The sequence below is a fragment of the Flavobacterium filum DSM 17961 genome, assembly GCF_000425465.1.
Classification (GTDB): Bacteria; Bacteroidota; Bacteroidia; order Flavobacteriales; family Flavobacteriaceae; genus Flavobacterium; species Flavobacterium filum.
In genome coordinates this window covers 40,441-60,433 of sequence record NZ_AUDM01000014.1, presented here as the reverse complement: position 1 = coordinate 60,433, position 19,993 = coordinate 40,441, and the positions used below count along the sequence as shown (strand labels likewise).

At 33.0% G+C, this 19,993-nt stretch carries 14 protein-coding genes; 9 read left to right on the top strand and 5 right to left on the bottom strand.

Translation table 11 applies throughout. The features are described 5' to 3' along the window. Position 1: 1 nt before the first annotated feature. Positions 2-916: a bifunctional metallophosphatase/5'-nucleotidase gene (locus H601_RS0109905; RefSeq protein WP_026711377.1), complete on the top strand. Its 915-nt coding sequence runs from the start codon at positions 2-4 to the stop codon at positions 914-916. Positions 917-930: 14 nt separating this feature from the next. Here the strand turns inward: H601_RS0109905 and H601_RS0109900 are convergent, their stop codons facing one another. The 3 genes from H601_RS0109900 to H601_RS0109890 all read right to left on the bottom strand — a co-directional run bounded on the left by H601_RS0109900 (position 931) and on the right by H601_RS0109890 (position 6,282). Then, positions 931-1,608 carry a hypothetical protein gene (locus tag H601_RS0109900; RefSeq protein WP_026711376.1) on the bottom strand — a complete coding sequence of 226 codons (678 nt, stop codon included), beginning with the start codon at positions 1,606-1,608 and terminating at the stop codon, positions 931-933. A 134-nt stretch (positions 1,609-1,742) separates the two neighbouring features. Further along, positions 1,743-3,632 carry a molecular chaperone DnaK gene (dnaK, locus tag H601_RS0109895; RefSeq protein ID WP_026711375.1) on the bottom strand — a complete coding sequence of 630 codons (1,890 nt, stop codon included), beginning with the start codon at positions 3,630-3,632 and terminating at the stop codon, positions 1,743-1,745. A 151-nt stretch (positions 3,633-3,783) separates the two neighbouring features. Further along, the gene (locus H601_RS0109890) at positions 3,784-6,282 is read right to left on the bottom strand and encodes a M14 family zinc carboxypeptidase (protein WP_026711374.1); all 2,499 of its coding nucleotides are present in this window, start codon (positions 6,280-6,282) and stop codon (positions 3,784-3,786) included. Positions 6,283-6,433: 151 nt separating this feature from the next. On the opposite strand from H601_RS0109890, the gene H601_RS0109885 reads away from it, so the two are divergent. Beyond that, positions 6,434-7,858 (top strand): L-serine ammonia-lyase, encoded by a 1,425-nt coding sequence (locus H601_RS0109885; RefSeq protein ID WP_026711373.1) that lies wholly within the window; start codon positions 6,434-6,436, stop codon positions 7,856-7,858. Here H601_RS0109885 and H601_RS0109880 read toward each other — a convergent pair whose 3' ends face one another. Both H601_RS0109880 and nhaD read right to left on the bottom strand, forming a co-directional pair. Beyond that, a complete protein-coding gene (locus H601_RS0109880; protein ID WP_026711372.1) occupies positions 7,859-8,290 on the bottom strand; it encodes a 3-methyl-2-oxobutanoate hydroxymethyltransferase in 432 nt (143 codons plus the stop codon). A gap of 11 nt (positions 8,291-8,301) precedes the next feature. Beyond that, positions 8,302-9,588 (bottom strand): sodium:proton antiporter NhaD, encoded by a 1,287-nt coding sequence (gene nhaD / locus H601_RS0109875; RefSeq protein ID WP_026711371.1) that lies wholly within the window; start codon positions 9,586-9,588, stop codon positions 8,302-8,304. Between the two features lie 131 nt (positions 9,589-9,719). On the opposite strand from nhaD, the gene panB reads away from it, so the two are divergent. The 7 genes from panB to ypfJ all read left to right on the top strand — a co-directional run bounded on the left by panB (position 9,720) and on the right by ypfJ (position 19,892). Further along, positions 9,720-10,538 carry a 3-methyl-2-oxobutanoate hydroxymethyltransferase gene (panB, locus tag H601_RS0109870; RefSeq protein WP_026711370.1) on the top strand — a complete coding sequence of 273 codons (819 nt, stop codon included), beginning with the start codon at positions 9,720-9,722 and terminating at the stop codon, positions 10,536-10,538. 56 nt (positions 10,539-10,594) lie between these two features. Next, complete coding sequence (locus H601_RS0109865) at positions 10,595-11,290, top strand: RluA family pseudouridine synthase (protein WP_026711369.1); 696 nt, start codon at positions 10,595-10,597, stop codon at positions 11,288-11,290. A 69-nt stretch (positions 11,291-11,359) separates the two neighbouring features. Beyond that, on the top strand, positions 11,360-12,712 hold the full coding sequence (locus tag H601_RS0109860; RefSeq protein ID WP_026711368.1) for a DUF5723 family protein: 1,353 nt from the start codon (positions 11,360-11,362) through the stop codon (positions 12,710-12,712). A gap of 35 nt (positions 12,713-12,747) precedes the next feature. Then, positions 12,748-14,076, top strand: a complete 1,329-nt coding sequence (locus tag H601_RS0109855) for an aldehyde dehydrogenase (protein ID WP_026711367.1) — start codon at positions 12,748-12,750, stop codon at positions 14,074-14,076. 11 nt (positions 14,077-14,087) lie between these two features. After that, positions 14,088-14,873, top strand: a complete 786-nt coding sequence (locus H601_RS0109850) for a hypothetical protein (RefSeq protein ID WP_026711366.1) — start codon at positions 14,088-14,090, stop codon at positions 14,871-14,873. A gap of 529 nt (positions 14,874-15,402) precedes the next feature. Next, positions 15,403-19,005, top strand: a complete 3,603-nt coding sequence (locus H601_RS0109845; RefSeq protein WP_211223543.1) for a PAS domain S-box protein — start codon at positions 15,403-15,405, stop codon at positions 19,003-19,005. A gap of 35 nt (positions 19,006-19,040) precedes the next feature. Then, positions 19,041-19,892, top strand: a complete 852-nt coding sequence (ypfJ, locus tag H601_RS0109840) for a KPN_02809 family neutral zinc metallopeptidase (protein WP_026711364.1) — start codon at positions 19,041-19,043, stop codon at positions 19,890-19,892. Positions 19,893-19,993 lie beyond the last annotated feature (101 nt).

Genomic DNA, 19,993 nt, shown 5'->3' with positions numbered 1-19,993 from the left:
AATGAAAAGAAGAGATTTTCTTAAAAACACGTTAGCAAGTTCAACATTAGTTGGTTTAGGTGGACTTTCATTGAGTAGTTTTGACACACTAAAAACCAAAAAACTTACTATTTTGCACACTAACGATGTGCACAGTCATATTGATGCTTTTCCGGTAAACCATCCAAAATATCCTGGAATGGGTGGAGTGGTTCAACGTGCAAAACTGATTGAACAAATTAAAAAAGAAAATTCAAATGTTTTGTTATTAGATGCCGGAGACAGTTTTCAAGGCACTCCCTACTACAACTACTATGGAGGAGAATTGGAATTCAAACTGATGTCAAAATTGGGTTATGAAGCAACAACCATTGGCAATCACGAATTCGATAATGGAATTGATGGATTAGCCTCTCAAATGCAACATGCGAAATTCCAGATATTATCTGCTAATTATGATTTTAAAAACACCATCATGCATCCTTTTGTAAAACCTTATCAAATTTTTATGAAAGACGGTATCAAGGTTGGCGTTTTTGGTTTAGGAGTTGAACTAGCCGGATTGGTAGATAAAAAGATGTACAAAGAAACCGTTTATTTAGACCCGGTAGAAACATCAACTGAAATGGTTCGCATTTTGAAAAAAGTTGAAAAGTGTGATTTAGTGATTTGTTTGTCACATTTAGGATATTCTTATAATAATGAACCCAATAAAATTTGTGATCTAAAACTAGCTGAACTAACTCAAGATATTGATTTAATTATTGGTGGCCATACACACACTTTCATTGATAAACCGGTAATTGCAAAAAATGCAATTGATAAAGAAGTCTTAATTAATCAAGTGGGATGTTTTGGTATCAACTTAGGAAGAGTTGATTTTTATTTTGATAACGATTCCTCTATTGTTGCCAATGGAAAATCAATCCTTGTTTAGTTATTTATGTGTTTTTAAAGTATTCCATTATTTTTTTCCTTTTTAGATTCAACAAAAATGATGAATCGATAAAATGCGTAATAAGCAAAAGCGTTTAAACTCATCGCAATCGGTCTGAAAATTTTTAAATCGATATAAAATTTTTCAATGAAAATGATAAAATGCAGTGTAACAAATGACAAAACACAAATTAATAACCAAGAACTTACCGCACTATCATTCATTATATAGGTAGAAAGTGCCAATCCTCCCAATAACGAAATTAAACTATTGTGGACTATCATGATGTAATACACTTTTTCGTTTAATAAATCTGTATCAAAAAAGATGTAGAAAAAAATCAAGAAAAAAGGAACAGAAGCTAAGATTACTGGAATAAAATCTTTTATTTTCATCACTCTTATAATATAATAAATATTTATTAATCTATGAAAAATAAATACCACTAAACCAATGAAAATATAAAAAAGATCATTTGGTATAAACAACACATTCGTTAGTAAAGAAGTGGTGATAGTTAAGTAAAACAAAAGATCATTCTTTACAGAACTTTTAAAATATAAAACCATTAAAACAATGGAAATTAACGGTTTAAAAACATAAATCAAAGGTAAAATCCTGAAATATTCCGCAGTAACTTCTACTAAAGCTACACATAAAAGAAGAATGGTCCAAAACTTTAGATTTTTCATTTTAACAAGATTAAAAATCTGCTACTAAAATTACTAATTTTTTAATCAATATTAGTTTTATTTCAAAAAAAAGTAAACAAATAAAAAAAGTCAGGCAATAAACCTGACTTTTCTTTACTATCTGAATTTGAATTTTACTTCACTTCTTCAAAATCAACATCTTGAGTTTGATCACCACTTGCATCAGCTTGTGGTTGAGCTTGTTGTGCTCCTTGTCCTTCAGCTTGAGCTTTGTACATTTCTTCTGAAGCATTTTTCCAAGCTTCGTTGATTTTGTCTAATGCCGGTTGAATTACCGCAACATCTTTGGATTCAAATGCCACTTTCAATTCGGTTAAAGCCGCTTCGATAGGTTGTTTATTAGCATCTGATAATTTATCGCCAAACTCTTTCAATTGTTTTTCCGTTTGGAAAATCATACTATCTGCTTCATTCAATTTATCGGCTTTTTCTTTAGCTAATTTATCTGATTCAGCATTAATTTCCGCTTCTTTTTTCATTCTTTCGATTTCTTCCGGTGTTAATCCTGAAGAAGCTTCGATACGAATATCATGTGATTTACCGGTTCCTTTATCGGTTGCCGAAACTTTGATGATACCATTTGCATCAATATCAAACGTTACTTCAATTTGTGGTACACCTCTTGGAGCAGGCGGAATTCCATCTAAATGGAAACGACCAATTGTTTTATTGTCATTTGCCATTGGTCTTTCACCTTGCAACACGTGAATTTCTACCGATGGCTGATTATCAACCGCCGTTGAAAACACTTGTGATTTTTTAGTTGGGATGGTTGTATTCGACTCAATTAATTTGGTCATCACACTTCCCATAGTTTCAATACCTAATGAAAGAGGCGTTACGTCAAGTAACAATACATCTTTTACATCTCCGGTTAAAACTCCACCTTGAATAGCAGCACCAATGGCCACAACCTCATCCGGATTTACACCTTTAGATGGTTTTTTTCCGAAGAATTTTTCCACTTGCTCTTGAATAACCGGCATACGAGTTGAACCTCCTACTAAGATTACTTCATCAATATCAGAGGTAGATAATCCGGCATCTTTCAATGCTTTTGCAACCGGTTCCATCGAACGTCTTACTAAACTTTCAGCTAATTGCTCAAACTTCGCTCTGGTTAACGTTTTTACCAAGTGTTTTGGTCCGCTAGCGGTAGCCGTTACATAAGGTAAATTGATTTCTGTTTGCGTAGAAGAAGACAATTCAATCTTCGCTTTTTCAGCGGCTTCTTTCAAACGTTGTAAAGCCATTGGGTCTTTACGTAAATCTACTCCTTCTTCGCTGTTGAATTCGTTGGCCAACCAATCGATGATTACTTGGTCAAAGTCGTCACCACCTAGGTGTGTATCTCCATTTGTAGATAACACTTCAAAAACACCGTCCCCTAATTCAAGAACAGAAATATCAAATGTTCCTCCTCCTAAATCGTATACCGCTATTTTTTGATCTTTTCCGGCTTTATCCAAACCATAAGCTAATGCTGCCGCAGTAGGCTCATTGATGATTCGCATTACTTTTAAACCTGCAATTTCGCCCGCTTCTTTTGTAGCCTGACGTTGAGCATCATTAAAATAAGCCGGTACAGTGATTACCGCTTCTGAAACCGTTTGACCTAAATAATCTTCGGCAGTTTTTTTCATTTTTTGAAGCGTCATGGCTGACAATTCTTGTGGAGTGTAAAGACGACCATCAATATCTACACGAGGTGTATCGTTGTCACCTTTCACCACTTTATATGCCACATTTCCGGCTTCTTTAGAACTTTCCGAATATTTATTACCCATAAAGCGTTTGATTGACGCAATGGTTTTTGTTGGATTGGTCACTGCTTGTCTTTTGGCAGGATCACCTACTTTAATTTCCCCTCCTTCAACAAATGCAATTACTGATGGAGTTGTTCTTTTTCCCTCTGCATTTGCTATTACTACCGGTTCTCCACCTTCCATTACAGAAACGCATGAGTTAGTAGTTCCTAAATCGATTCCAATTATTTTGCCCATAATTATAAATTTGTATGCTTGTTTTTAATTTCGTTTTGTTAAACTTACTTCGCTAAATGACAAGTATTATGCCAAGACCAAAAACCAATAAAAATGTCATATTTTGACTGACGAATCAGAAAAAATATGACATTTTGACATTTTTTTTACTTTACTCTACCAAAAACAACGCGTTACTAAATAATAAATTGCCATTTTCCCAAAAACCTCTGAACAACGGATTATCAATCATGTAAATCACTTTTCCTTGTCCGTAATGATCAATAGCAAAAGTTACCGTTTCTTCTAATGACTTTTTCAATTTATAACCAATAAAACCGGAACTTTGATAATTTTTGGGGACATAAATAATATTTTGAGCTCCTTTCAACAACTTATATTTGTTTTCAGAAGTTTTCAAACTATAATATTGTTCTCCTAATCCATACGATAAAGGATGAGTTTTGTCTAATTTATTTTCAACAATTGCCCCCGGAACAAATGAAGAGATTGATCTTCTTTCTGCATTTTCAACTTCTAAAAACCGATCGGCAAGTTCTTGTTCTTCCAATATTTTTTGTGCTTGCGTTTTTTCGTCTTCGGTGGCAAATTTTGTTAAATGAAATCCTTCTCTGTCTTCAAATTGAGAAACTGCTCCGCCAATAGCAATCACTTTTCCTCCTCTGGCAATAAAATCATCTATTGTTTTCTTTTGGTTGTCTGAAAAAGAATACCATCCTTCCGGTAAAATTAAGGTGGTATATTCCGCTAAATTAACGCGATTAAAATTTTGAACATCAACAATACTGGTCGGATATTCAACCACTTGGTCCAAATAAAACCATACTTGTCCAAAATCAATGTTACTTACACCATTACCACTTAAAACCATCACTTTTGGAGCTTTTAACAAAGGATAATTTTCGCCTCCTAAATCGCCTCCTTTTTTAGCCATTCCGGTTTCAAGTACTTTATAATCGCTCTTTTCAGCTATAAGAGTAGCAACCTTTATTTCAAAATTTTCGACCTTACTATTATCACCTTTCGTCACAATTAATCCACCACGCTGAATCACAACATCACCAAAAGTGACTTCCTTTGAAGCATATCGTACTTTAATATTATTTTGATGTAAAAGACTCAGTACCCTTGCAGAAGAACGATTATTCCATGGAATATAGTACGCATAAACATTATTCGATTTTTCAGGATTAATAACTGACTGTTTTGATTTGGTTTTGAAGGCTACTTTACCTTTTAAAGCATAACTCTCAATTCCATAAGCATGAGGAAGCGACCAAGCCGTAATATCATAAGAAAGACTATCTGTTAATTTATGGTGAGGTTCAAATAAAACCTGAGCCAAAACTGCTCTTGGTTGGTCAACCGAAATGATAATGTCATTCGGTTCAACTGAAAATACTTTTTCAGCATTTGATTGATAATGATAACCGTTAAGTTTTCTTGATTCATCTGCAAAAGAAGCTTCAATTCGATTACGGTTTAATAGTTTTAAAAGTTCCGCATTTTTTGGATGATCTTTTACAATATAAGTTTGGTACTTTCCTTTTGGTTTAGTGCGACTGTCTTTGAAAAAATTTCTGAATTCTTTTGTTAACATTTCTTTTTGCACAAACGACAATTCAACTACTGCCAAAATTGCTTTGGTGTGGTGTTCCAAACGATCTTTTATGGTCAAAATATCGCCATTTTTCATCGTGACTGCTCTTCCTGCACCAATTCCACCTTGTTCATAGGTCATTCCAACCGCACCGTTATAGCAAGGATACGTATCGCCATAGCTTGGGTAAAATAAATCAAACCGTTCACCGGAGTAATACATCCATCCTTCTTTATCAAATTTTTTAGCGGTTAATTCTCCAATTTTTTTGTGAAAATCTCTCTGAAAAGGAGAAATTTGCTCATGATATGGCTCGGCTGCCGGTGGAAAAAAATAAGGTTCGTTATATCCCATTTCATGCACATCGGCATGCACCATTGGCATCCATTGATGGTATAAATCCATCCTCAACTGAGTTTCACGTTGGGTTTGCCAAGCCCAATCTCTGTTCAAATCATACACATAATGATTTTGTCTTCCACCCGGCCAAGGTTCCATGTGTTCGCGATCGTAAAGTCCGGGATGTGTTTTTGAACCGGAAACATCTCGTAACCAACTTGCATATCTGGAAAAACCATCCGGATTTAGACAAGGATCTAAAATAACAACAATATCTTCCAACCACTTTTTGGTTTCTTTGTTATTTGGATTTACCAACTCATACGCAACTGACAAAGCACTTTCAATTGCACCAATTTCATTTCCATGTACATTAAAACTTAACCAAACAACAGCTTTTGATTTATTATTGTTTTTGGTTGGAAACAATCCGATTTCATGTAAATGATTTCTTCGTATTTCCTCTAAATTTTTCAAGTTTTCAGGTGTAGAAATATAATAAGCATTCAGATTTCTTTCCTGGGTGGTTTCACCGTATTTTTCATGTTTTATCCAATCCGATTCTTTAACTAATTGTTGAAAATAAGCTTCAACTTGATGATAATGAGAAACCTGTTTTCCGTAATTAGGAAGAAATTCATAAGGTGATTTTGGCTGTGCAAAAGAGAATGTTATAATAAACAGTAAAATGGCAACTAAATATCGATTCATTATTTTAATTTTAAAAATCAAATATAGATTAAATTCTTTACGCTTTAACGATAGTAAAAGTTAAGAATAACAAAAAAATGATCAATGCAAAAATCCTATGTAGTGAATCATAAACAAAATCTTATATTTGCCTTACTCAAACGTTTTAGTTATGGAAGAATGTATTTCTGTTTTTGATATGTTAAAAATAGGTGTTGGCCCATCAAGTTCGCACACACTTGGACCATGGCGAGCCGCCGAACGTTTTTTAGCGGAATGTAGAACAGAAAACATGCTGAATCAAGCTATTCGAGTAAAAGTAGATTTGTTTGGGTCGCTTTCCTTAACGGGAAAAGGACATGCCACCGATTATGCTTTGATGCTAGGCTTAAGCGGTCAAGACCCGGAAACGATTCCGGTAGCCGATATTGATGGAATTGTTCAATCGATTAAAACAAACAAAAAAATCAATTTAGGAAATGAGATTCAACTTGATTTTGATGTTGAAAAAGATATTGTTTTCAACCGAAATTTTCTTCCTTTTCATGCCAATGGATTGACTTTTACATTATTTACAGCCGATATAGAATTTAGTGAAACCTACTACTCTATCGGTGGCGGATTTGTGGTAAAAGAAGAAAGAGAAAATGCCAAAAAGAAATTAGAAATAAAATGTGCTTTCCCCTATCCGATTCAAAAAGCAGATGAATTATTAGATTATTGCAAAAAAGAAAACAAATCGATTTCTGAAATTGTGTATGAAAATGAAAAATCGATGCGTTCCGAAGAAGAAATTAATCGCGAGTTGATGCGAATTTGGCATACAATGTTAGAATGTATTTACATTGGTTGTCATTCGGAAGGCATTTTGCCTGGAGGATTGAATGTGCGTCGAAGAGCGTATGATATGCATTTAGGGTTAAAAGGCGAACTTCCTTATTCTACTCCACAAGAATGGTTGGAAACCATCCGAAAAACAGAAGTAAAATTTCGACAAATTCTAAAATGGGTAAGCTGTTTTGCATTAGCTGTGAATGAAGTAAATGCTGCTTTGGGAAGAGTTGTGACTGCTCCTACCAACGGAAGTGCCGGTGTAATTCCGGCCGTTTTAATGTATTATTTAGTGATTGAAAACCACAATGCCGATGAAAAAGAAATCAAACAATTTTTATTGGTAGCCGGAGAAATTGGCAGTATCTTCAAAAAAGGAGCTACGATTTCTGCCGCTATGGGCGGATGTCAAGCCGAAATTGGCGTATCAAGTGCTATGGCAGCCGGAGCCTTGTGTGAATTAATGGGCGGAACACCGGCACAAGTAACGATGGCTGCCGAAATCGCGATGGAGCACCATTTAGGCATGACATGCGACCCGATTGGTGGTTTGGTGCAAATTCCGTGTATCGAACGCAATACAATGGGAGCGATTAAAGCCATTAATGCTGCTGAATTGGCCTTAGAAACCGATGCCAATAATGCGAAAGTTCCGTTAGATAAAGTAATTAATACCATGTGGGAAACAGCTAAAGACATGAACTCCAAATACAAAGAAACCAGCGAAGGTGGATTGGCTGTTGGGGTGAATTTAGCGGATTGTTAGTTATTTCCTCCTTGTATCCAAAATATAAACCACTTTCCAACCGTCATTTTCTTTATATAATTGAAAAGAATTTACTCCGGAATGGCTCAATTTATCATTTACATAAAACTCATAAGGCGTCCAAACGTGTGCCATTGTTCCATCAATTTGAACTTTGTAACTTAGAATTTTCTCTTCAAATTTCATGGATAATGGAATGGTGGCAATGGATTTATAAAAGTTAGCCGCTTTTTCAACGGAAAATTTTGCCCCTTTCTCCGATTCGGAAATAGAATGTAAAATCAAATTTTCGGAACACACTTTCTTTAATGCAATGGAATCGCGTTGATGAAAAGCGTTAAAAAATTTTCCGATTGTGAGTTGTATTTCACTTTCTTGAGAAAATGAAAATTGAAAAAATAATACTAAAATGAGGAATGAAACTTTTTTCATTTATCAAATTTTTAATGTGTTAGTAAATTTATAATCAAATACGTTACAATTCCGGCAACATATCCGGCAATGGCCAAGGGTGTGATTTTCTTTAAATACCACATAAATGTCATTTTTTCTTTTTCCATGATGGCGATTCCTGCTGCAGAACCAATAATCAACATACTTCCCCCGGTTCCTGCACAAAGTGCGATGAATTCCCAAAGCGAATGATCCATCGGATACTCAGAAAGTGTAAACATTCCTTGGGTAGCCGCTACTAAACTTCCATTATCAACTATTGAAGATAACACACCAATTGCAACAACCATAATGTCATTACTTGGTAAAGATTCTTGAAGAAAAAGAGACAACTTACTAAGGATTTGAACTTCCTGCAAAACATACACCAAAAGTAAAATTCCCATAAAATAAAGGATGGAACTAACATCTACTTTTGATAAAGCATAAGCAACAGAATATTTTTCTTTTTCATCTTGCGTTTTATTACGATGGTAAACAATAGAAACCAATGAAACAAATGCCAAAGCAATTAATACTCCAATAAACGGTGGCAATCCAGTTATTGATTTGATCACCGGCACCATTACTAATCCAAAAACTCCGGCTAGGAATACACTTAAACTTCCTCGCATTTTTTCCTCTTTAATTACTTCAGCCATAGAAAGTTGAACTCTTAAAATTGCAAATCCTTTCATTCGGTAACTGGCAATAAACAAAGGTACCAACAAACACATCAATGATGGTAAAAACAATGTTTTAACGATACCAATAGCACTTACTTGACCACCAATCCAAAGTAAAGTGGTCGTTATATCACCAATTGGACTAAAGGCTCCTCCAGCATTTGCGGCAATTACCACTATACCAGCCAAAATCATTCGGGTTTCACTCTTAGGCATCAACTTTTTAAGCAAAGTAATCATGATAATTGCAGTTGCTAAATTGTCTAACAATGCCGACATGAAAAAAGTAATTCCTCCAACAATCCACAATAATTTTAATACTGATTTGGTTCGAATTCTATTAGTGATGACAGAAAAACCTTTATGAATATCTATCATCTCTACAATAGTCATTGCCCCTAAAAGAAAAATCAATAGACCTGAAATTTCACCAAAATAAAAAAGTAACTTTTCAGAAACTTCATGCTTATCGCCTTCATAAAGCAAGGCATAAATAACCCAACACAATGAACCCGTAAGGATGGAAGTAATTGTTTTATTAATTCGAATTGGTGATTCAAAAACAATAGATAAATAGCCCAAAACGGCTAAGATAACAAGTATAGAAATCATTTTAATTTCATTTAGAAAAACTGAGCTAATGTAGTTAGTTTTCACATCCAAAATAAGGTTTCACTAAAATATTTTAAGACACTACTAAACATTCCTTACATTTGTATTTCGTTCCTTAAAAATTTAATAAAATGTCAACAGCAAAAAAAGATTACAAACGTATCACAACCAAATCCCTATTTGATATGAAAGCAAATGGCGAGAAAATTTCTATGCTTACGGCGTATGATTATACCATGGCTAAAATTGTAGATGCCGCTGGTGTTGACGTAATTTTGGTTGGAGATTCTGCCAGTAATGTAATGGCTGGACATGAAACCACTTTACCCATTACATTGGACCAAATGATTTATCATGCCAGTAGCGTAGTACGTGCATGCGAACGAGCTTTAGTGGTGGTTGACTTACCTTTCGGAACTTATCAATCTGACCCGAAAGAAGCTTTGCGTTCTGCCATTCGTATCATGAAAGAAAGTGGCGGACATGCCGTAAAATTAGAAGGCGGAAGCGAAATCAAAGATTCCATCAAAAAAATATTGAATGCCGGAATACCGGTAATGGGACATTTGGGGTTAACGCCTCAATCCATTTATAAATTTGGTACTTATACCGTTCGTGCGAAAGAAGAAGCCGAAGCGGAAAAATTAGTGGAAGACGCCAAACTTTTGGAACGAATTGGCTGTTTTGCTTTGGTTTTGGAAAAAATTCCAGCCAAATTAGCCCAAAAAGTAGCTGAAAGCATTTCGATTCCCGTAATTGGAATTGGTGCCGGAAGTGGTGTTGATGGTCAAGTTTTGGTTTTACACGACATGATTGGCATGACGCATGAATTTAGTCCACGATTCCTCAGAAGATACATGAATTTATATGAAGATATGACCAAAGCTATTGGGCAATATGTGACGGATATAAAAGCATTAGATTTTCCGAATGCGAATGAACAGTATTAATGTGGCAATGTGTCAATTAGGCAATGTGTCAATTAAATCGATGAGCTAATTTGAAGATGAAAATAGTTACAACCAAAGATAATTTACAGATTCTTCATGAAGATAATCATCTGATTGTTGTGAATAAAAGAGTTGGTGATATTGCTCAAGGTGATACTTCCGGTGACAAACCCCTACCCGACATCGTAAAAGAATACCTCAAAGAAAAATACAACAAACCCGGTGAAGTTTTTTTAGGCGTTGTTCATCGGCTTGACCGACCTACTACCGGCATTGTAGTTTTTGCCAAAACCAGCAAAGCTTTAACCCGCATGAACGATTTATTCAGTTCTCGGGAAACCCAAAAAACGTATTGGGCAGTAGTGAAAAACATGCCACCAAAAGAAGAAGATACTTTAATTCATTACATTAAACGAAACCCAAAAAACAATACATCAAAAGCTCATATCAAAGAAGTTCCGGAGAGTAAAAAGGCAAGTTTACATTACAAAGTAATTGCAACTCTAGATTATTATTATGTTTTGGAAATAGAATTGCACACAGGCAGACATCATCAAATTCGGGCTCAACTGCAAGCCATTGGCTGTTCCATTAAAGGCGATTTAAAATACGGTTTTGACCGAAGTAATCCGGATGGTGGTATTCATCTTCATGCACGAAAACTCAGTTTTATTCATCCGGTTTCAAAAGATGCTTTAACTATCGTGGCTCCGACTCCAAATGATGTCATTTGGAACACAATTAAAAACTAATTTCATTTTTTTTACGTTTATTTGTAGGGTAATTTTGATTTCAATTGTTTTACTTATAAACTTTATATCATGAAAAAACTAGTTGTATTGCTTTTAATTGGGTTAAATTTTTCAACATTTGCTCAAGAACATTTTGCAGGAATTGGAACTTCGAGAAGAATCAGTTTGTTAAATGGAACGTTTAATCCGGCTGAGTTTGCCAATTTGAGTTCAAAAGTTGATATTCAATTTTTTGCCACTAGTTTCAATGTTTCCAATAATAAAATTAGTTTTAGTGATATTTCAAGTGATGAAAACTTTGAAGATTTATTATTTAGAGGAAATGAGGCGGTTAATCTGAATTTTGAAGCTGAAATTCTTGGTCCTGGTGTTGCTTTTAGAATCAATAAATGGGGTTTTGGATGGAGTACAAAAGCATATGCAAAATTTAGATTAGTAGATATTGATGTAAATATTGGTGATGCCATTGTTAATGAAGGATTAAATTCGCTCTTGAATACGACTGTTTTAGATAGAAATAACAATCAAAGAATCATTGGAACATCTTATAGTGAAATGGCTTTTTCAGTAGCTCGAAATTTATGGGAAACTGACAAATATAAATTGAACGGAGGTGCAACTTTTAAATTATTGTTCCCGGGTTCTTATGCCAATTTTGGGGCTGATAGATTTAAAGGAACGATTACAACTATTGGTGGAAACACATTTTTATCTGATGCAAATGCCAATCTAAATTTTTCCTATTCCGGAAATCTTGCCGATGATTATTCTAATTTTGATGATTATTCAAGTTCTCTTTTTGGTGGATTAAATGGATTTGCGGTTGATTTTGGTGCAAGTTTCACGATTAAAGATGAAAAAGAAAAGGACGATTACAAATTTAATTCCGGATTTTCTTTTAGAAATTTAGGAAGTATGACTTTTAAAGATGATAATAATTCCAGTACCAATTATGCTTTAAATATTCCGGCGAACGAAAGCTTAAATTTAAATCAATTTGATGGTGTAAACAGTATTCGTGATATTGAACAAATTTTATTAGACAGTGGTTATCTAACTTCAACCACTCAAAATAACGACTTTAAAGTCAATTTACCTGCTGTTTTGAATGTTTATGCTGATTTAAAAATCATCTCAAAACTTTATGCATCAGCTTTTTGGCAACAAAAACTTACTGACAATGAAAAGAATGATCAAGTTACTGCACAAAATGTTTTTACACTAACACCACGATTTTCATTAAAACATTTTGAAATTTTTACTCCATTATCACAAACAGAAATTGCTGGTTTTAATGCCGGTTTTGGCTTAAGAGCGTACGGATTTTTCATTGGTTCAGGCTCAGCTTTTACAGCATTATTGAATGATAGCAAACAAGCTGATTTTTATTTTGGCTATCGATTGGGATTAGGAAAAATATAATTTATATATTTGAATTCATTCCCAAAAGTATCAAAATGAGTTCGCTCTCATCTGTTGAAAAAAGAAAAGTATTACTAAAAAAATTATTAGTTTCGATTCAAAAAAGAGAATCAGAGATTTGGAATGCTCTTCAAAAAGATTTCGGAAAACCCACTTTTGAAGGTTTTTTGACAGAAACCAATTATGTAATTTCAGATTTAAAATATACCATTGCTAATTTAAATAAGTGGAGTAAACCCAAAAGAGTTTGGCCGTCTATTCTAAATCTTCCTTCTTCTGAATTTATTTACAAAGAACCGTATGGAAGAGTTTTAATTATTTCTCCTTGGAATTATCCGTTTCAACTGGCTATTAGTCCGCTTGTTGCCGCAATTGCAGCCGGAAATTCGGTAGTTGTAAAACCATCTGAACTAACTTTTCATACCTCACAAATCATCACTAAAATTGTGGAAGAAGTGTTTGATGTAAAAGAAGCCGTTGTAGTTCATGGTGGTGCAGAATTTACGCAAACTTTATTAGCACAACGTTGGGATTATATCTTTTTTACAGGTAGTGTTGCTGTGGGGAAAATAGTAGCACAAGCCGCAGCAAAAAATTTAACTCCTGTAACCTTAGAATTAGGTGGAAAAAATCCTTGTATTATTGGAGAAGGTGCTGATTTAAGTATTGCCGCCAAACGAATTGTTTGGGGTAAGTTTGTAAATGCCGGACAAACCTGTATTGCTCCTGATTACATACTCGTTCAAGCGAAAGAAAAATACAATTTTGTTGAATTACTCAAACAAGAGATTACACTTGCTTATGGTGAAAATCCACAAGAATCAAAAGATTTAGCCAGAATAGTAAATGCACGACATTGGAAACGATTATCAGAATTAATTGACCCGGCCAAAATACTATTTGGAGGTCAAACAGATGAATTACAAAACTATATTAGTCCTACAATTATTGACGAACCAGAATTGGAAAGTCAATTGATGAAAGATGAAATTTTTGGACCAATACTTCCGATTATTTCCTATCATGACGAAAATGATTTACATAAAATCATTCACCGATATGAAAAACCTTTAGCTCTTTATGTTTATTCAAATGATAAAAAATGGGCAGAAAAAATAATTACTACCTTCTCTTTTGGTGGAGGATGTATAAATGATTGCATGATTCATTTTGTAAACAAACGTTTACCTTTTGGAGGTGTTGGTCATAGTGGCATTGGAGCCTATCACGGAAAGTTAGGTTTTGATACTTTTTCACATCATAAAGCAATCGTAAAAAAACCAACATGGGGAGATAATCCCATCCGCTATGCACCTTATAAAAATAAACTAAAATGGGTAAAAAAAATAATGAACTGGCTTTAAAAAAATAAATGATGAATAAAACAAATACTACTTTAAACGACGCACTTAACAAAGGATATGATTTAGATTTTGGAATTGTTTTTGAAAAAGCATTCGAAAATTATAAAAAAATTGCTTTAATCGGAGGTATAACCATCATATTAATTGTTATTCTTTTATTCGCTTTGTTTGGGACATTAATTGGCTCATTGGTGGGTTTAAATACCTTAACGGAAACCCTTACGGAGAATTCAATTTTAAATTTTGGCATAGAATACATACTGATATTTTTTGGAAGCATGGTGCTACTTTCAGCAATTTTAAGTCCAATAGGAGCAGGATTTTTAAAAATGGCACACTTAGCAGACCACAATCAAGACTTTTCGATTGGGACAGTATTTGAGTATTATAAAACAAAATATTTCAAAGAATTATTTTTCTCTACGTTTCTAATTACAATTGTTAATGTAGGTTTATCAACGGTATTAGATTATTTTGAAATACCCTTAATTGGAAGTTTAATTTCGTATTCCATTTCTTTTTTTACTTTTTTAACCGTTCCATTGATTATTTTTAGTGATTTATCTGCAATTGATGCCATTTCTACTAGTGCTAAACTCGTTACTAAACAACCAATCGTTATTATCGGTCTTGCTGTAGTAAGCTTTTTTCTGATTATGTTTGGGCTTATTGCTTTCTGTATTGGAGTCTTTTTCACGTTACCCTTTTGGTATTCATTAACCTATTCAATTTACAATCAGGCAGTTCCAATAAACAAAACATCAGAAATTGAAGAAATCGGATCATTTTTAGAATAGTTCATAAAATGTTGAAATAAAAAAAGAGTTGTAATCTGAATGCAACTCTTTTTTTTTATTTTTATAAACCAAATAAAATAAACAAATGCCCTTTATTGACGTATTGAAATTTATATTTCAACTTAAATGCTCTAGTATAGTTTCTCAACTGTATCCAAATTTTGTCCTATCAATTTCTTTAAAGTTTTTAAACATATCCGATTATATGATGAATTTCGCAATGTTAACATTGCTTTTTTTGCTAATCAGTATCATGATTTTGATTTTAAATAAACGAAAAACATCCATTTTAGATAGTTTCAAAACTGATTTTTCAGACATCACAAACGATGTGTATCTTTACCGCTTATATTTTTTATTTTTCGGTATATTAATTCCAACATGTGATATCGTTTTTGAGCTTTTCAACATCAGAAGTTACTCACTTTTACTTCAGAGTTTTACATTTGGCTCAGTCTTTTTAACTATCTATTTTTTAAGTTTTAAAATAAAATCAATTGAAAGACATCTAGCCGCAATATTTACATTCATGTATATTGTATTTTCAATTTTGGTTTTAATTAATTTTTTTACAAAATCATTTGAATTAGTTACCTACTCCGGAGTTTTAATCATCATTCTCTTTTCATATAATGTTTTCAATAATTATAAGTTCTATTTAGGATATATTTTAACAATTACCACTTTATTCATTTTTACTACTTTATTCCAACAAATTTCTACTAATATTGGAGTAATTACATTGGTTTATTGTTTATTGATTATTGTGATCAATCAAATGAAGCATTATGCCTTAATCAATAACAAAGAAAAATTTTACTTCACAAATGAAATTGTGAACAAAGGAAATTCATTAGTAATAGCTACAAAAAAGAATGGAGAACTAACCTATTGTAGCGAAAATGTAAAACATATTTTAGGATATTCTGTTGAAGATGTGCTGGGTATGGGTTTTTGGAAACTTACTGAAGACCCCGAATTTATTGGAGAAGCTTACCACAACGATTATCAAAAAGACCGAAATTACAGAAGGAAATTAAAGTGTAAAAACGGTCAATACAAATATATTCAGTGGGTTGATAAAGAATTTGGAAAAGACTTGTTTGTAGGAATTGGAATGGATGTTACCGTACAAATTGACATTGAAAACCAGTATAAAAACCTAGTTGAAACAGCCACCGATTTAATCTTTGAAACTGATGATGATGGTAAATTTATTTTTATCAATTCATTTACTTGTGAGCTTTTAGGATATAAATTAAAAGACTTAATGAATTTATATTTTGGTCAATTGGTAAGGGAAGATTACCGAGATAAAATTGTAAATTATTACACAGTTGATATTCTTGAAATGAAAGAAACTTTACCGTTAATGGAATTTCCAATTCTTAAAAAAAATGGTGAAGAGGTCTGGATATCACAAAAAGTCACAATCAAACGTAATGAAAATGGAAAAATAGTCGGATATACCGGAATTGCGAGAGATATTACCTTAATCAGAAGTCTAGAAATTGAAAGAAGCTCTCGTCAAGAAAAAATTAAAAAATATAATAATGCTCTTTCAAAACTCTCTACAACCAGCTTTGCTGTGTTTGAAGATATCACACCGGTAATTAAATTAATTTTTGAAAATGTTGCAAAAGCTTCCGGGATAAACAGAATTAGTTTTTGGAATTATTATTCAGATAGTATTCATTGCAGAGATTTATATGAATTAGATTTAGATAGACATAGCAATCACTTAATTTTATACAAAAAAGATTATCCAATCTACTTTGAATCCATTGAGAGAGAAGAAATTATTGTTGCCTCAGATGTTTCAAGACAAAAAGAAACTTCTGAATTTATTGACAGTTATTTTAAAGAACACAACATTAAATCTTTGCTAGATTACCCCGTTTTTATTGATGGTAAATTATACGGTATCATTTGTTTTGAAACTACCAATAGAAAAAGATATTGGGACAACGAGGACATTAATTTTACGCGTTCAGTTTCAGAAATTATTTCACTCGGTTTCGAAACCATCAAGCGAAAACAAATTGAAGATAACTTAGTTTATAAAAGTGAATTGTTGACTGCTGTGACAAAAATCTCTGAAAAAATATTGATCTCTAAAGATACTTTCAAAAACTTTGATGATATTCTTGCCACATTAGGAAATGCAACTAGAGCAGATAGAACTTACTATTTTGAAGCCGTTGAAGAGAAAAGAATAATATCACAAAAATTTGAATGGGTAAAAGGACAAATTGAACCTCAACTTGAAAATCCAGACTTGCAAAATGTTCCTTATGAGGTATTTTTAGATATTGTAATTCCATTAAAATCAAGTAAAGTTTACAATAAACTTGTAAAAAACATGTTCGAGAGTGATTTCAAAGAATTAATGAAATCACAAGATATATTATCTGTACTCATTTTTCCAATTCATGTAAAGAATAAACTTGTTGGAGCCATTGGTTTTGATGATTGCACTTCGGAAAGAATATGGTCTGAAGACGAAATAAACATCCTTCAATCGTTGATGAATAATATTTCATCTGCCATAGAAAGAGGTTTAAATGAGAGTCTTATCTATAGTAGTGAGGAACGTTTCAGGTTATTGGCAGATAATATTCCCGGAACCATTTATTTATCTAAATATGATTCAAAATTTACCAAAATATATCTGAATGATGAAATTGAAAAATTAACCGGTTACACAAAAGAACTATTTTTGAATAATGAAATTTCCTATTTAGATATTATTCATCCCGAGGATCGTGAAAGAGTTGTAAAAGACCAAAAATATGCCTTAGATAACAACCAAAAAATACATTTTATTTATCGAATAATTCATAAAGATGAGCGAATTGTTTGGGTAGAAGAATTTGGTGATGTGATAACAAAAAACAATCAAGTAGAATTTATCGAAGGAATTTTTATTGATATAACAGATAGAAAATTGCAAGAAGCAGCCATCAAAGAAAAAGAAATGGCAATTGCAGCAAACAAAGCAAAATCTGAATTTTTGGCCAACATGAGTCATGAAATTAGAACACCATTGAACGGCATCATAGGTTTTACAGACTTATTGATGAATTCTGATTTAGAAAAAGGGCAAGCAAAATACATGAAAACAGTAAATCAATCTGCCAAATCGTTGATGAGTGTAATTAATGATATTTTGGATTTTTCCAAAATTGAATCCGGTAATCTTGAATTGGTTATTGAGGAAACAAAAGTAAAAGAATTGGCCAGCGAAGTGATTGATACCATTAGATTTGAAGCCATTCAAAAGAAAATTGATGTTGATGTTCATGTCAATGCAGATGTTCCTAAAACGGTTTGGATAGATGCTGTGCGTTTGAAACAAATTTTAATCAATCTTCTTGGAAATGCTGTAAAATTTACTTCCAATGGAAAAGTTAAACTAAAAATTGAGGTAATAGATAGAATTACAACTCATCAAACCCGTCTTCGATTCTCTGTGATTGATACAGGAATTGGTATCAGAAGAGAAAACCAAGCCAAAATTTTTGAAGCATTCTCGCAAGAAGATAGTTCAACTACCAGACAATATGGCGGTACAGGTTTAGGTTTAAGCATTTCTAACAAATTACTTGCATTAATGAATAGTAAATTGGAATTGATTAGTGAACCTAATGTTGGCAGTACTTTTTATTTTGATGTTGATGTGCAATCGTCCAGTAAAGAAAAGATAACAAATCTTAATCTATTAAAAGTAGATGAAGAATTCGTTTATCAAAATTTTGATGCCTTACGTGTTTTAATTGTAGAAGATAATAACATCAATTCTTTACTGGCAAAAACGTTAATTAAAAAGATACTTCCCAATTCAAAAATCACAACAGTATCCAATGGTCAGGAAGCCATCGAAAAATTTGAAGTTGAACAATTTGATATTATTTTTATGGATATTCAAATGCCTTTGATGAATGGTTATGAAGCTACTAAAATAATTCGAACAATGAATCATGGAAAATCCATTCCAATTATTGCTCTTACTGCTGGAACTGTGATTGGTGAAAAAGAAAAATGCCTGGAAATTGGTATGAATGATTATGTTTCAAAACCAATTATCAAAGGAAGTTTGGAAGAAGTAATTGCAAAATGGGTTACATCCTAATTTTTTTGTACTTTTAATACATAAAACTATAAATTATGAAATGGGAAGGTAGAAGACAAAGCAAAAATGTAGAAGATCGCCGTGGAATGGGCAACACAGGAAAAGTAGTGGCTGGCGGTGGACTGATTGGTATTATTTTACTTCTTATCAATATGTTTGGTGGAGAAGGTGCTCAAAATCTAACACCAATATTAGAACAATTAAATCAACAACAATCTACAGAAAGCCCAGCACAACCTTTGAGTAAGGAAGATGAAAAAATGGGACAATTTGTATCAACGGTACTCGCTGATACCGAAGATGTTTGGCATAAAATTTTTGAAGAAAATGGTATGACCTACAAAGAACCTGGAATGGTGTTATTTAGAGGTTCTGTTCAAACTGAATGTGGTGGTGCAACATCCGCTTCAGGACCATTTTATTGCCCTGCTGATCAAAAAATTTATATGGATTTAGATTTTTTTGATGAATTACAAACGCGTTTCGGTGCCCAAGGTGGTGATTATGCCATTGCGTATGTCATTGCTCATGAAGTCGGTCATCATGTTCAAACCTTATTAGGAACTTCCGGTAAAGTAAGACAATTACAACAAAAATTAAGCAAAGCGGAAGGAAACAAACTTTCCGTTTCTTTAGAACTCCAAGCTGATTTTTATGCCGGTTTATGGACGCATTACAACCGAAAATATTTAGAAGAAGGAGATATTGAAGAAGCTCTTAGTGCCGCTCATGCAGTTGGAGATGATGCTATTCAAAAGAAAATGCAAGGTCATGTTGTTCCAGACTCCTTTACGCACGGAACTTCTGAACAACGAGTAAAATGGTTTGGAAAAGGATTTAAAACCGGAGACATCAAACAAGGAGATACGTTTGCAGCATTGAATTAATTTCAGTTTTCAAGCCTTTTATTGTTCATTTAAAAAATAAACCTTCCCTTTTTTTAAAACATTCGTAAATCGTTTTAAATTAGGGATTTTTTATGAAATGT

What these genes read in the sequence shown, in the direction of transcription:
- H601_RS0109850 (WP_026711366.1), top strand. Translation starts at nt 14,088, where the DNA reads ATGAATAAAACAAATACTACTTTAAACGACGCACTTAACAAAGGATAT.
- H601_RS0109860 (WP_026711368.1), top strand. Translation starts at nt 11,360, where the DNA reads ATGAAAAAACTAGTTGTATTGCTTTTAATTGGGTTAAATTTTTCAACA.
- H601_RS0109845 (WP_211223543.1), top strand. Translation starts at nt 15,403, where the DNA reads ATGTATATTGTATTTTCAATTTTGGTTTTAATTAATTTTTTTACAAAA.
- nhaD (WP_026711371.1), bottom strand. Translation starts at nt 9,588, where the DNA reads ATGATTTCTATACTTGTTATCTTAGCCGTTTTGGGCTATTTATCTATT.
- H601_RS0109885 (WP_026711373.1), top strand. Translation starts at nt 6,434, where the DNA reads ATGGAAGAATGTATTTCTGTTTTTGATATGTTAAAAATAGGTGTTGGC.
- H601_RS0109900 (WP_026711376.1), bottom strand. Translation starts at nt 1,608, where the DNA reads ATGAAAAATCTAAAGTTTTGGACCATTCTTCTTTTATGTGTAGCTTTA.
- ypfJ (WP_026711364.1), top strand. Translation starts at nt 19,041, where the DNA reads ATGAAATGGGAAGGTAGAAGACAAAGCAAAAATGTAGAAGATCGCCGT.
- dnaK (WP_026711375.1), bottom strand. Translation starts at nt 3,632, where the DNA reads ATGGGCAAAATAATTGGAATCGATTTAGGAACTACTAACTCATGCGTT.
- H601_RS0109855 (WP_026711367.1), top strand. Translation starts at nt 12,748, where the DNA reads ATGAGTTCGCTCTCATCTGTTGAAAAAAGAAAAGTATTACTAAAAAAA.
- H601_RS0109905 (WP_026711377.1), top strand. Translation starts at nt 2, where the DNA reads ATGAAAAGAAGAGATTTTCTTAAAAACACGTTAGCAAGTTCAACATTA.
- panB (WP_026711370.1), top strand. Translation starts at nt 9,720, where the DNA reads ATGTCAACAGCAAAAAAAGATTACAAACGTATCACAACCAAATCCCTA.
- H601_RS0109880 (WP_026711372.1), bottom strand. Translation starts at nt 8,290, where the DNA reads ATGAAAAAAGTTTCATTCCTCATTTTAGTATTATTTTTTCAATTTTCA.
- H601_RS0109890 (WP_026711374.1), bottom strand. Translation starts at nt 6,282, where the DNA reads ATGAATCGATATTTAGTTGCCATTTTACTGTTTATTATAACATTCTCT.
- H601_RS0109865 (WP_026711369.1), top strand. Translation starts at nt 10,595, where the DNA reads ATGAAAATAGTTACAACCAAAGATAATTTACAGATTCTTCATGAAGAT.